11 protein-coding genes are annotated in these 12,704 nt (G+C 71.7%); 6 read left to right on the forward strand and 5 right to left on the reverse strand.

All coding sequences use genetic code 11. The features are described 5' to 3' along the window. The first annotated feature begins 24 nt into the window (after positions 1–24). The 3 genes from IPJ59_RS08275 to IPJ59_RS08285 all read left to right on the forward strand — a co-directional run bounded on the left by IPJ59_RS08275 (position 25) and on the right by IPJ59_RS08285 (position 5,133). A complete protein-coding gene (locus IPJ59_RS08275; RefSeq protein ID WP_293270691.1) occupies positions 25–1,149 on the forward strand; it encodes a FecR family protein in 1,125 nt (374 codons plus the stop codon). Beyond that, complete coding sequence (locus IPJ59_RS08280) at positions 1,146–3,359, forward strand: CHASE2 domain-containing protein (RefSeq protein WP_293270692.1); 2,214 nt, start codon at positions 1,146–1,148, stop codon at positions 3,357–3,359. Before IPJ59_RS08275 ends, IPJ59_RS08280 begins: the two co-directional genes overlap by 4 nt. Positions 3,360–3,471: 112 nt before the next feature. Beyond that, on the forward strand, positions 3,472–5,133 hold the full coding sequence (locus IPJ59_RS08285) for a hypothetical protein (protein WP_293270693.1): 1,662 nt from the start codon (positions 3,472–3,474) through the stop codon (positions 5,131–5,133). Positions 5,134–5,160: 27 nt separating this feature from the next. On the opposite strand, the gene IPJ59_RS08290 is transcribed toward IPJ59_RS08285, so the two are convergent. From IPJ59_RS08290 to IPJ59_RS08305, 4 genes are all read right to left on the reverse strand, one after another. Next, positions 5,161–5,580 (reverse strand): anti-sigma factor family protein, encoded by a 420-nt coding sequence (locus IPJ59_RS08290; protein ID WP_293270694.1) that lies wholly within the window; start codon positions 5,578–5,580, stop codon positions 5,161–5,163. Positions 5,581–5,627: 47 nt separating this feature from the next. Continuing rightward, positions 5,628–6,365, reverse strand: coding sequence for a sigma-70 family RNA polymerase sigma factor (locus IPJ59_RS08295; RefSeq protein WP_293259501.1), 738 nt, complete (start codon positions 6,363–6,365; stop codon positions 5,628–5,630). A gap of 91 nt (positions 6,366–6,456) precedes the next feature. Further along, a complete protein-coding gene (locus IPJ59_RS08300; RefSeq protein ID WP_293259498.1) occupies positions 6,457–7,416 on the reverse strand; it encodes a hypothetical protein in 960 nt (319 codons plus the stop codon). Between the two features lie 170 nt (positions 7,417–7,586). Continuing rightward, positions 7,587–8,066: a hypothetical protein gene (locus IPJ59_RS08305; RefSeq protein WP_293259495.1), complete on the reverse strand. Its 480-nt coding sequence runs from the start codon at positions 8,064–8,066 to the stop codon at positions 7,587–7,589. 171 nt (positions 8,067–8,237) lie between these two features. Between IPJ59_RS08305 and IPJ59_RS08310 the strand changes: the two genes are divergently transcribed. Together IPJ59_RS08310 and IPJ59_RS08315 are read left to right on the forward strand one after the other, a co-directional pair. Next, positions 8,238–9,206 (forward strand): spermidine synthase, encoded by a 969-nt coding sequence (locus IPJ59_RS08310; RefSeq protein ID WP_293259492.1) that lies wholly within the window; start codon positions 8,238–8,240, stop codon positions 9,204–9,206. A gap of 98 nt (positions 9,207–9,304) precedes the next feature. Next, entirely contained in the window at positions 9,305–10,231 is a 927-nt protein-coding gene (locus IPJ59_RS08315; RefSeq protein WP_293259489.1) for a spermidine synthase, read from the forward strand. 25 nt (positions 10,232–10,256) lie between these two features. Here the strand turns inward: IPJ59_RS08315 and IPJ59_RS08320 are convergent, their stop codons facing one another. Beyond that, positions 10,257–11,861: a DUF4388 domain-containing protein gene (locus IPJ59_RS08320; protein WP_293259486.1), complete on the reverse strand. Its 1,605-nt coding sequence runs from the start codon at positions 11,859–11,861 to the stop codon at positions 10,257–10,259. Positions 11,862–11,912: 51 nt separating this feature from the next. On the opposite strand from IPJ59_RS08320, the gene IPJ59_RS08325 reads away from it, so the two are divergent. Continuing rightward, positions 11,913–12,701 (forward strand): Stp1/IreP family PP2C-type Ser/Thr phosphatase, encoded by a 789-nt coding sequence (locus tag IPJ59_RS08325; RefSeq protein WP_293270695.1) that lies wholly within the window; start codon positions 11,913–11,915, stop codon positions 12,699–12,701. The last annotated feature ends 3 nt before the right edge of the window (positions 12,702–12,704 follow it).

Consider the following 12,704-nt stretch of genomic DNA (forward strand, 5'->3'; position numbering starts at 1 on the left):
GCCGCGGGAGTTTCTGAGGGGGTCATGATGCGTGTTTCATCGATGTTGGCGGTGTGGGCTCTGGCGATGGGCTTGGCGGGGACCGGGTGCGACGCGGCGGCGACGGCCCCGAGCGAGCCCGCGGCGGGCCGTCCTGCGGGGGCCTCGGAGGGGCTGCGAGCCGCGGTCGTGGTGGCGGTCAACGGTCGCGCCACGATCACGCCGAGTCAGGGGACGCCGTTCGCGGCGGATCCCGACCAGGAGCTGCTCGCCGACGACACGATCACCACCGAGGCCGACGGCTTCATCATGCTCGAGCTGCACAACGGCCACGTCATTCGCGTGCGCTCGGGTGACGGGCTGCGGGTCGACCGGACGGCGGCGTTTGCCGAGCCCGCGGCCGCGGGGGAGCTCGCGGACCGCCTCGCCGTCGCGCTGAGCCCGGATGAGAGCCGCGACCCGCGGCTGCAGGTCGCGGCGCGGGTCGCCGGCTGGAACATGCGCATGAGCTCGGCGCAGACCTTCGGCGTGCAGCCGGTGTCCGCGCCCGTCTCGATCGAGGAGTCCAAGTCGCGGGGCAACGAGGGGCAACTCGAGCGGGATGACGAGCCGGTTGCAGAGTCGCCGCCGCCGCTCCAGCCCGCCAGCGATCCGATCAGCGAGGCGAAGAAGTCCGACCAGCTGGGCTCGGCGAAGAACAAGAGCAGCGGAAAGCACGGTCATCTCGAGAACACCAGGCTCCCTGGTGGCGGTGGTGAGCCGGAGCCGCAGCCGGCGCCCAAGCCCCCGCCCAGGCCCGACACCAAGTCCGAGCCGAGCAAGCCCCCCAAGGACCCCGGCCCACCCGAGTCGGAGGATCCCTCTGCGGGCGATCCGGGCGGCGCACCGGTGCCGCTGCCGAAAGATCTGGCGCTCGATCTGCCGGACAGCGTCGATTTCGTGGCGGAGGGCGGCGCGAAGCGGCGTGTCGGTCTGCCCGGGCCGCTGATCGCCGAGCGCAAGGCCCTGGCGACCTGCGCTGGCGCGGGCGCCAAGATCCGGGCGCAGGTCAAGGCTGGCAAGCTGAGCAAGCTCGAGGTCGGCGGCGCGGCCAGCAAGTGTGTGCCGGCGCTGGTCGGCAAGACGGTCGCGCTCGAGGACGGCTGGCTCGAGTTGCGCGTGAAGTCGTGAACCAGCTGCTGCGCCGGATCTTCCGCTCGCCGGCGCTGGTCGGGGCGCTGCTCGCGTGTCTGTGCGCCGGGTTGTGCGCGCTGCACCGCGTCGGTCATGAGCTGCGCTTCCTTGAGCGTCTCGAGCGGGACACCCTCGATCTCCGCTTCCAGTGGCGTGGCCCGCTGCCGACTCGCGACGCGACCGTGATCGTCGCGCTCGACGACAAGACGCTGGCGGAGATGCCGGCGCTGGCCGAGCGGCGCGAGGGCACCGCCCGGCTGATCCGCGCGGTGGCCGGCTATGGGCCGGTGGCGATCGGCATCGACGGCTTCTACACCAGCCCGGAGCAGCTGCTCTCGGAGGCGCTCGTCGCCGATGTGTCCACTTACCTGTCCGAAAGGCCAGATGCGACCGACCCGGCGAGCGCGCTGCTGCGGCGAGTCGAGGCCGAGACCGCTGGCGACGCCGCGCTGGTCGCCGCGATCGCCGACGCCGGCAACGTGGTGCTGTCGATGCACCTCGCGGACGACCGCGATCCGCTGCCGAACGACCCCGCGCTGGCCCGCGGTCGCTACGGTCAGGAATTGCTCGGGCGGCATCAGCCGAGCGCGACCCAGCGCGGCGCCCTGTCGCTGCCGCAGTTCAACGCGGCCGCGCGGGCGCTCGGGGTGGTCACGATCTACGAGGATGACGACCACACCGTGCGCGAGATGTTGTTCGCGCGGCGGGTCGGCGACGCGGTCTACGGGCCGCTCGTGGTCCCGCTGCTGGCGCTGCAGCAAGGCGTCAGCCAGGCCGAGACCGCGTACCTCCCGGACGCGCGGCGGGTCCAGATCGGGCCGCTGCGGGTGCCGCTGACCCGCTGGGACGGCCTCCTGCTCAACTTCCGCGGGCCGGTGCGCAGCTTCCCGCAGGTCTCGGCGGTCGACGTGGTCAACGGGCGCATCGACCCCGCGGCGCTGCGCGGCAAGATCGTCCTCGTCGGCGTCACGTACTTCGGTCACGACACCGTCCGCACGCCCTTCGGCGGCGATGTGTCGGGCGTCGAGCTGCACGCCACCGCGATCGACACGATCCTCGCCGGCGACGCGCTCGTGCGCTCGTCGCCGCCGCTCGACGCGCTCACCTGTCTGCTCTCCGGGCTGCTGGTCGCGCTGCTGTTCGCCGGTCGCCTGCGCCTCGGGCCCGGCCTGCGCGTCGGCGGCGTGCTCGTCGTCGCCGCCGCTGACCTCGCCCTCGCGTGGGGCCTCTTCCTCGGCTTCCAGCGCTGGCACGGCCTGGTCTGGCCGCTGCTCACGGTGGCCCTCGTCGGCGGCGTCGGGCTCGCGCTGGCCTACGTCGGCGAGGCGGTACAGCGCGTCCGCCTGCGCCGCACCTTCGCCCACTACCTCGGCGCCGAGGTGCTCGAGGAGTTGCTCGCCGACCCCCGCCTGCTCGACCTCGGCGGGGCGCGGCGCGAGCTCACCGTGCTGTTCTCCGACATCCGCGACTTCACCGGCCTGGCCGAGCGCCTCACGCCGGAGGAACTGGTCGCGCTGCTCAACGTGTACCTCACGCCGATGACCGAGGAGGTGCTGGTGCGCGGCGGCTACCTCGACAAGTACATCGGCGACGCGGTGATGGCGGTCTACGGCGCGCCGGTGCCGAAGCCTGACCACGCCGCGCGGGCGCTGGCCACGGCGGCGGCGATGCGGGTCGCGCTGACGCGTCTGGAGCCGAGCCTGCGGGCGCGGGGCATCGCGCTGAAGATCGGTGTCGGGGTGAACACCGGCGAGATGGTCGTCGGCAACATGGGCTCGCGCGAGCGCTTCGACTATACGGTGGTCGGTGACGCGGTGAACCTCGCGTCGCGGCTCGAGGGCCTGACCAAGGTGTACGGCGTGTTCTGCGTGCTCGGCCCGCAGACCCGCGACGCCGCGCCAGCGGGCTACCAGTTTCGCGAGCTTGACCTCGTGCGCGTCAAGGGCAAGGCGCAGCCGGTTGCGATCCACGAGCTGCTCGCCGGGCCGGATGTCGTGGTCGCCGAGTACCGCGAGCTCGGGCTGTGGCAACCGGCGCTCGCGGCCTACCGCGCCGGCGACTTCGCGGCGGCGCGGGCCGGCTTCGCGGCCTTCGCCGCCGCCAACCCGCACGACCTCGTCGTCGGTCTCTATCACGAGCGCCTCGCAGACCTCGGCGAGGTCGCGCCGCCCGAGTGGGACGGCGTGATCACCTACCAGCGCAAGTGAGGCCCGCAGCACCCGGCAGCGGCGCGCGGACATGACACGCGTGGCTTCACCGACGCGCAGCGCCGCGATCTGTGCGACAACAAGGTTCGCACCGGCAACCCGGAGGACAGCGATGACGCAGCGGACTCGGAGATCGCAGTGGAGGGCGGCCGCCCTGGTGGCTGCTCTGTGCGCGTACGGCGAGGTCCAGGCAGCACCGGCGAGGCCGCCGGTCCCCGCTGCCAGGCTCGCCGCGCGCGATCCGGTGGGCGCGGCCAAGTCGCTGGCCGCCCTCGCGCGCTTCGCCAACGGGACCTTGGGAGATTCCAGCTACGACCGCCGCGTCGCCGCGGCGCTGGCGAGGTTTGGCCACGGCAAGGCGATCGCCCGCCGCATCGTCGCCCCTTACGAGGCCATGAGCGTGGCCGATCGCGCCGTCCTGTTCACCGAGGTCGCGGGCCTCAACGTGGGGCTCGACGCGCTCACGACTCGCCCCTTCGATCGCCCCGCCTTCGACCGCTGGCGCAGCGGCCTCGCCGAGGCAGCGGCCGCGCGCTCGTTGCTCGTCACCAAGACCGTGCTCGCGCCCGACCCCGTCGACCCGCGGGAGAAGAGCCAGTACGAGCTCATCTACCGCGGCATGAAGGTCAGCAAGGGCGCCGACGCCGACGGCACCGACGAGCCGGTCGTGTTCACCGCCGTGTTCTGGCCGGGTGGTCCCGCCGACCCCTACCGCTCGACGACGCGGAGCCTGCCGGAGACCGGCACCCTCGGCGTGGCCAACGGCGCCAGCTCGGGTGCCAGCGCCGGCGAGCTGTGGTCGAGCGGCTACTGGCCGGGCGCGTGGAACAGCGGGATCGTGTTCGTCTCGGCCGTGATCGAGGACAACGGCGACCTCGAGGCCCGCAAGGAGGAGCTCGCCCTGTTGCTCGCGCTCGCCGAGTCCGAGGCCAGCGAGGACAACAACCCCGACCGCATGGCGGTGCTGCGGCGCGAGCTCGACGACGCCCTTGACCTGCTGCACCTCGCCGACCCCCAGCACTGGGACGCACGGGCGATCCAGGTGCGAACGATCAGCGCCGCCGAGTACGACGCGCTGTACGTCGCGCCGACCCAGCCGAGCCCCTTCCCGCACAAGCTGGCGCTCAGCCACAGCCCGCGCGGCGGCGACTACACGCTGTACTTCGACGTCCCCTCGCCGCGCGTCCCGCTCAAGACCGTCGTCGTCACGATCAAGCAGATCGAGGCGCTGGGGGCCGAGCGCGACCGGGCCGAGAATCGCCAGGCCGACTTCGGCATCGACGTCAGCATCGACGCCACCACCCCCGCCAGCAGCTCGCGCCTGTTCCCCCGCAACAAGAACCTCTACAAACCCGGCTGGACGGTCGAGCGCCAGGTCCAGGCCGGCAGCAACGTGGCCATCTCGGTGCGCCTGTGGGACCGCGACCCGCCGGCCGAGTACGCCTGCACCGCGCTCGCGGCCTGGAACTCGCCGCTGTGCACCACCTACTGCGCCGCCGCCCCGGTGAGCTGCACGCCCGGCCTGCAGAACGGCAACCACTGCCCGACCTTCGGCGGCGCCTGCCCCGACATCCAGTTCGACTACGACATCAACGTGCTACCCGAGAGCGGCCCGGCCTGGACCAGCTACCTGCAGCGCAGCGTCGGCGCCGTGTTCGACCTCGGCAGCAACACCCTCAGCGGCGACATCAACGGCCCGGCTGGCACTTACACCCTGACCGGCACGCCCGGCGGCGGGCAGGCGCGCATCGTCCTTGAGGTCTCGCAGAAGTGATCTCGCCGAAGCGATGCAGCGAGTGAGTCAGGGGACCACGGGGGCCAGCTCGGGCGCCAGCTCGGCGGTCTTCTTCGCGGCCGGGTCGCGCTCGAGCTTCACGCTCGGGTCGTGCTCGAGGTGCAGCAGCATGTACGTCACCGCGACGACGAGGATCATCACGACGCTCAGCACCTGGAACGGCAGCGCCAGCATCCACAGCACCTCGCCGCGGCCACGGCGACGTCGCAGCTTCTTGGCCACCTTCTCGTAGAAGTCCGGCGGCGCCTCGACCTCCGGCAGCCCCTTCACCAGCTTCAACATGTTCTGCAGGCCGTCGAGCTCCTCGCGCGCCTCCGGCGACGCCGCGAGCAGCTGCTCGACCTTCGCCGCCTCCTCGGGCGCGAGCTGCTTGTCGAGGTAGGCGCTCATCAGCGCGTCGGCATCGGTGGTGCTTGGCTCGGCCATGGCGCTCGTTCGAGGGTAAAGGGTGGACGGGTGGTTCGCACGCTGCCCTAGCGCAGGTACGGCTGGAGGCGCTCTTTGAGCGCGAGGCGGGCCCGGTGCAGGCGCGACTTGAGCGTGCCCTCCTGCAGTCCGGTGATGCGGATGATGTCCTGGTAGCTGAGGCCCTGGATGTCGCGGAGGACGATCAGCAGGCGGTGCTCCGGGTCGAGCGCCGCCAGCTCGCGCTGGATCACCTGCTCCATCCGCGAGCCCTCGACCGTCGCCTCGGGCCCCGGCACCTGGCTCTGGAAGGTGACCACCGCGCCGCCCTCGGAGGCCGGCAGCTGCGCCTGCGGCGAGTCCTCGATCTCCACGCTGCGGTGGAAGTTGCGGCCCTTGAGGTACTTGATGCGGTTCTTACAGGTGTTGCTGGCGATGCGATACAGCCACGTGTAGAAGCGCCCCTCGCCGCGGTAGCTGCCGATCGCCCGATACACGATGATGAAGACCTCCTGCGCGAGGTCCTCGGCCTCCTGACGGTTGCCGATCATCCGCAGCATCAGGCCGAAGATGCGGTTCTGGTAGGTGGTAACCAGCTCCTGGAAGGCCCGCTCGTCGCCCTCCTTCAGCTTGCGTACGAGCCGGCGATCGCGGCGATCCTGCTCCGCCCGACGGGCCGCCTCCTCGCGGGCCTGCGGGCTGAGACTCGCGTCGTCCGGCGGCGGCGGCTCCGGCTCGTCGGGCTCGACCACCGTGCCGAGGTCGACGACGCGGGGCGTCGCGGCGCTGGGGTCAGGGTCGGTCACGCGACTCACTTTCGACCAGACCACCCCGCGCGCACAAGGTTCCAGGGCAGACAAAGCGCGTCCGGGATCGCGCCAGCACGCCGGCCCGGCCTCAGCGGTTTGGGTTCAGCAGGACCCCAAGCGTCAGCGCGAGCACAGTATCCGGGCTCGGACCGGTGATCTGGCGCGAGAAGCCGAGCCCGAAGTTGAGGCCGACCTGACCCTTGCCCGGGCTAGCGAAGTAACCCCCGCCGAACGCGATGTAGCCGCGGTCGTCGTCCGTGCCCCGCCCGTGGCTGTCCCAGTAGCCGCCGATCCGCAGCGGCACCGCGTCGCGAATCGTGTACTCCGCCCCGCCCGAGAACACCATGCGCGTGTACTTGTTGTCGGCGCGGTACGACGTGAAGTCGTACATGCCGTCGAAGTTGATCGAGAAGCCGGGCTTGCGGGTCGGGAACACGGCCAGGCCGTGGGCCACGCTGCGCGGGTAGTCGGAGAGCGCACTGACCCGCGCACGATTCAGGCTGCCGTCCGCGATCACGTAGGGCGCAAGGTTCAGGTCGGTCGCCGGGATGGCCGGTCCGACCAGGTTCTGACCGACGACCGAGAGCGTCACATAACGGCGAGCGCTGAAGCTGAGCGCCAGGTCGAGCCCGAACGCGAGCTGCTCCTTGCGGGCGTCCTGCCGCTGCCCGTCGGTGTCGCGGAAGCGCAGCACCGAGGACTGAAACTTGGGCCGGACACCGAAGGCCAGCCACCCGCGGACCACGTTGATCGCCAGCGCCAGGCCGACCTCGTGGCCGCCGTGGGCCATCGTCAGCTTCTGCGCGTCACCCTTGCCGTCGACGTACGCGACCTTGGGCGCGCCGATCGTCGAGATGTAGCCGAGGCCGAGCGCGACCCGCTCGTTGAGCAGCGAGTCCATCGCCAGCAGGCCGATCCCGTGGGTGTTGCTCTCGATGTTCACCTGGTACGCCGGCTGGATCTCCAGCTGGCGGGTGAAGCCCATGTTCGCCGGATTGAGGAGCATCGCCTCGGCGCCGCTCGTCGAGGCCCGCGAGGCCCCACCCATCCCGAGGTTGCGCGTGCCACCGAGTCCCGGGCTCGCGTCCGCCGCTGACGGAATGGCAAGCCCGAGCCCCGCCAGCAGACAGGCGAGGCGGGCAGGGCGGGCGCGTGGACAAAGAGCGGGCATGAGAGGGCGGCCCGAGCAAGTTCCGGACCAGCGCGCCCGAGGAGTTATCACGAGCCCCGCGAAGGAGCCAGCGCCCGGCCGCCCCCGCGGGCAGCAGCGAGGCCCGCGAGCGCGAGCAGCAGCACGCCCATGCCGAGCAACAGCCACTCCTGATGCTGCGTCCAGCGCTGGGCCTCGGCGAGGGTGTCGACCGGGCGCCCGGCGATCAGATCGACGCGGGCCCACAGGCGCCCGAGGTGTGGCAGCAGCAACAGGCGATGGGCCAGCGCGGCGCCGGTCAGCAGCAAGGCGATGCAGCTCGCCGCCCGCGACGCGAGCCAGCCCGGCACGGTCATCACCAGCACGACCCCCGCACCGACCAGGATCTCCGCCAGCCGCAGGCCCAGCGGGCCGGCGAGCGCCTTGCCGAGGTTGGCGTCGATCAGCGGCGAACTCGCCAGCCCCGGCAGCGCCACCCAGTAGCCGATCACCAGCGCGCCGAGGAAGGTCGCAAAGGCGAGGAGTCCGAGGCACGCAGCGATCCGCACCCCCCGAGTGTATGTCAGCTGCGCGTCGCCAGCAAAATTGCGGCGAACTTGCCGGGTCCCCTGGACTGTGCCGAGCGCCCCGCCAGACTCGTCAGGGTTCGGCGGCACGTGCCAACAGCTCGCCATCATGAAGCCCTCGCCGGGCCTTCCGACCTTCGCTAGATTCTCCCGGTGCACCAGCCAGGCCCGACCCGCCGGACCCTGCTGCGCGCGGCCGGTGCCGGCCTGCTCGCCTACCTGTCCCCGGGGACAGCTCTCAGCGACCCCGGCGAGCGCGTGCTCGGCGAGGGCCGCTCGCGCTACAACCACGTGCGAGTGACCGAGCGCGGGAGCGTCCGCACGATGTACTTCGTCGGCGACGACGGCACCCAGTACATCGAGACCCGGGTCGACCGCGCCTACCCGGCCAGCCTCGACCTCGACGTATTCCGCACGATGATGGCCGGCTTCCTGCTCGCCCCGCGGCCGACCAGCGCCCTGATCCTCGGCCTCGGCGGCGGGGCGATCGCCAACTACCTGCACGCGCGGGTCGCCGGCCTCGAGCTCGACGCCGTCGACATCGACCCCGAGGTCGTGCGTCTGGCCAAGGCCCACTTCGACGTCCCGCGCGAGCACCCGCGCTACCGCTGCCACATCGCCGACGCCCGCCTCTTCCTCGAGCGCGCCCCCGCCGACCGCCGCTGGGACATGATCTTCCTCGACGCCTTCCGCGGCGTCACCGTGCCCTACCACCTCAAGACCGCCGAGTTCCACGCCGCCGTGCTCGCCCGCCTGAGCCCGCAGGGGGTGGTCGTCGCCAACCTGCACAACGCCACCCGCATGTACCCGCACGACCGCGCCACCTTCGCGGCCGTCTACCCCGCCCGCTACGCCTTCCTCAGCGAGGCCGGCAACCAGACCACCCTCGTCGCCGCCGCCGACCCGCAGCGCCTCGGCCCCTACGCCGTCCGCGACAACGCCCGCGCTGCCCAGCCGAGCTTCGACTTCGACCTCCTCGGCCTCGCCGCCCGCCTCTACCTCCGCCGCGACTGGCCCGCCGACACCCCCGTCCTGCGCGACGACTTCCGCCCCGACGCCCTCGACACCGCCGTCCTCCGCCACAACGAGACCTGCATCCACGGCTGCCGCTACCAGCGCTGAGTCTCTACATGCTAAGCAGGGCCATGCCCGCAGCCGACAACCAGTGGTCACGCCGCGGCCTGCTTCGCTCCGGATTGGGCTGCGGATTGGGGGCCGGATTGGGCCTCGGATTGGGCGCCAGCGTCGGCCTCGCCTGCGGGCGCTCGGCCGCCGCCGCCGCGCCCGAGCAGGTGCTCGCCGAGGCCCGCTCGCAGTACAACCACGTGCGGGTCGCCGAGCGCGGCAGCGTGCGGACGATGTACTTCGTCGGCGACAACGGCATGCAGTACATCGAGTCGCGGGTCGACCGCGCCTACCCGGCCAGCCTCGACCTCGACTACACGCGCACGATGATGGCCGGCTTCCTGCTGCAGCCGAAGCCGAGGCGCCTGCTGATGCTCGGCCTCGGCGGCGGCGGTATGAGCAACTACCTCAGCGGTCGCATGCCCGGGCTCGAGATCGACGCCGTCGACATCGACCCCGAGGTCGTGCGCCTGGCCCAGACCTACTTCGACGTCCCCGCCGCCGACCCGCGCTACCGCTGCCACGTCGATGACGCCCGCCTGTTCGTCGAGCGCTCCACCGCGCAGTGGGACATGATCATGCTCGACGCCTTCCGCGGCGTGTTCGTCCCCTACCACCTCAAGACCGTCGAGTTCTACCGCGCCGTGCTCGCCCGCCTCGCCCCCCAGGGCGTCGTCGTCGCCAACCTGCACAACGCCACTCGCATGTACCCGCACGACCGCGAGACCCTCGCCGCCGCGTTCCCCGCCCGCTACAGCTTCGTCAGCGAGGGCGGCAACCAGACCACCCTCGTCGCCTCCGCCGAGCCGCAGCGCCGCGGCGTCTATCACGTCCGCGACAACGCCCGCGCCGCCCAGCCCAGCTTCGACTTCGACCTCATGGGCCTCGCCGCCCGCCTCTACCTCCGCCGCGACTGGGACGCCGCCGACATCCTGCGCGACGACTTCAAGCCCGACGAGCTGCGCGCCGCCAGCGAGCGCCACAACGAAACCTGCGTGAAGGGCTGTCGCTACGGCCTCTAGTCAGGGACCAGTCAGGGCTCAGTCGTCAGGGCTCCCCCGGCGACGAGTAGCGCAGCTCGATCGCGTGGATCTGCCGCTTCGCGTCCAGCATCTCCGGCTCGACCGCCAGCGCGCTGGTGAACGACGCCAGCGCCGTCTCGTCGTCGCGCGCCTGCACGTACAACAGACCGAGGTAGTAGTGGGCCCGGGCGCAGCGCGGCTGGCGGGCCAACACGCCGCGCAGCGTCGCCTCCGTGGCCCCGCGCAGCGCCGTCTTGTCGGGGCTGCGCTGATACTCGCACCAGGCGATCGCCGCCTGCAGCTCGACCTCGTCGGGGCTCCGCGCGGCCGCCTGACGGTAGCGCTCGAGCGCCCGATCGAAGTGCCCGGCCCGCAGCGAACGATCGCCCTCCCGCGCCAGCATCTCGCTCTCGAGGATCTCCTTGGTGGTGGGCGCCGGCGTGCTCGGCCCGCCCCCGCCGCCCGGGCGGCCCCCGGCCCGCAGCAGCGAGGACAGCTCCTCGCGCTGCCGCGTGTCGTTGAGGATCTGATAGGCCTCGTTCAGGCTGGCGAACACCGCCGCCGACCGCTCGCGCAGGTGGCCGAGCTCCTGGTGCGCCAGCGCGTCCGGGTGGAAGCGCCGACTGAGCCCGTGCCACGCCGCCTTCACCTCGGCTCGCCCCGCTGACAGCGGCACCCCCATCAGCTCGAAGGCGTGCGCCCCGGCCCGCACCCCCGCCTCGAGGCGCTCGAGCTCCGCCGTGAAGCTGGCCAGGCGCGCCGGATCCGTGGTGCCCGCGCCGATGCTGGCCTTGCGGACAGGTGGCTCCGCGCCGACCACCGCGTGCCCGCCCGTGGTGGTGTCGCGCGCCGAGTCGGCGCCCTTGAGCATCTGACAGGCCCACAGCGTGTACGCGATCTGGGCCACACGCAGGCGGCTCTGCCCGCAGCGCAGCGCGGCCTCGGCGATCGTCGCGCTCGGTTCGAACGCAGCGAGCACCGCCTCGTCCGCCGGCGAGAAGTGGAAGTGGGCCCGGTAGCGCAGCAGCGACGAGCGCACCCGCAGCGGCGCCTCGAACAGCCGGCCCATCTCCGCGGCCACGCGGGCCAGGTCGTAGTGGGCCGAGACCCCGGCGAAGATCAGCTCGAGCGCGTTGACCTGCGCCCCGAGCGTGTGCTCGTCGACCGGCGCCGACGACTCGCCGCCCGTCACGTGCGCCTCGCCGCTGCGGACCGCGAAGCTGTGGACCAGCTTGCGTGCGCACTGGATCCGCAGCGCCTTGCGCAGCTGCGCGGTGGTCAGCAGACGCCGCCGGACCAGGTAGTGCCCGAGCCGCTCGCGGGTCGCCGGAACGTCCGCCAGCTCGGTCTGCGGCGACTGCAGGGCGAGCGTGGCGCGATCTCGCTCATCGGGCGTGAGTTGCCCGGTCTCGACCAGGATCTGCCCGAGCGAGTCGGTCGCGCTGACCCAGTCGGTGAAGATCGGCATCCCACCCTGAAACCACACCGACCGCTCCCCCGCGTCGGGCCCCGGTTGTTGCAGCGCGACCAGCCCGCTGAAGCGCTGGCGCAGCAGCGCGAACACGAGCCGGGGCAGGCCGATCGCCTGCAGATCGACGACCTCCGCGGTCGCTGCGCCTGGCGTCCCCATCCGTCCGAGATGCTAGCACTCGGGGACGCGGGCCTGCTACGGTCGCTGCGCATGAGCATCAGCTTCATGGTCGGCCCGCATCGCGTCCGCTTCGCCGGCAAGACAGACATCGGCCGCGTCCGGGCTCAAAACGAAGACAACGTGCTGGTCCCGAAGGAGATGGCCCTGGCGGTCGTTTCGGACGGCATGGGCGGCCACGCGAGCGGCGAGGTGGCCAGCCGCATCACCGTCGAGACCATCGACCAGTACTACCGCGACACCGCCCGCAGCGGCCCCAACACCTGGCCGATGAAGCTGCCCAACCTCGAGGTCGAGCGCCAGCGCATGGCCGTGGCCATCCAGCTCGCCAACTCCAACATCTTCGAGACGGCCGCCGCCGACGGCTCCAAGAAGGGCATGGGCTGCACCGTCGACGCCATGTACTTCAGCCAGGGCCGCTTCTACATCGGCCACGTCGGCGACAGCCGCGTCTACCGCATCCGCGGCAGCCAGATCCAGGCGCTCACCGAGGACCACTCCTTCCTCAACGACTTCCTGCGCATGAAGGAGATGTCGAGCGACGAGGGCATCAACCTCCCGCACAAGAACGTGGTCGTCCGCGCCCTCGGCCTCAACGAGCAGGTCCACGTCGACGTCATCCACGACGAGTTCAAGGTCGGCGACCTCTTCCTCATCTGCTCCGACGGCCTCTCCGGCATGCTCACGGACCCACAGATGCGCGAGATCTCGACCGCCACCAACAGCCTCGACAACGCCTGCAACGAGCTCATCAAGTCGGCCAACGACGCCGGCGGCAACGACAACATCTCTGCGATCCTGATCCGCGTCGAGAAGCCCTGAGCC

The sequence above is a fragment of the Nannocystis sp. genome, assembly GCF_016714285.1.
Lineage (GTDB): Bacteria > Myxococcota_A > Polyangia > Nannocystales > Nannocystaceae > Nannocystis.

What these genes read in the sequence shown, in the direction of transcription:
- IPJ59_RS08275 (WP_293270691.1), top strand. Translation starts at nt 25, where the DNA reads ATGATGCGTGTTTCATCGATGTTGGCGGTGTGGGCTCTGGCGATGGGC.
- IPJ59_RS08285 (WP_293270693.1), top strand. Translation starts at nt 3,472, where the DNA reads ATGACGCAGCGGACTCGGAGATCGCAGTGGAGGGCGGCCGCCCTGGTG.
- IPJ59_RS08290 (WP_293270694.1), bottom strand. Translation starts at nt 5,580, where the DNA reads ATGGCCGAGCCAAGCACCACCGATGCCGACGCGCTGATGAGCGCCTAC.
- IPJ59_RS08300 (WP_293259498.1), bottom strand. Translation starts at nt 7,416, where the DNA reads ATGGGTGGGGCCTCGCGGGCCTCGACGAGCGGCGCCGAGGCGATGCTC.
- IPJ59_RS08320 (WP_293259486.1), bottom strand. Translation starts at nt 11,861, where the DNA reads ATGGGGACGCCAGGCGCAGCGACCGCGGAGGTCGTCGATCTGCAGGCG.
- IPJ59_RS08325 (WP_293270695.1), top strand. Translation starts at nt 11,913, where the DNA reads ATGAGCATCAGCTTCATGGTCGGCCCGCATCGCGTCCGCTTCGCCGGC.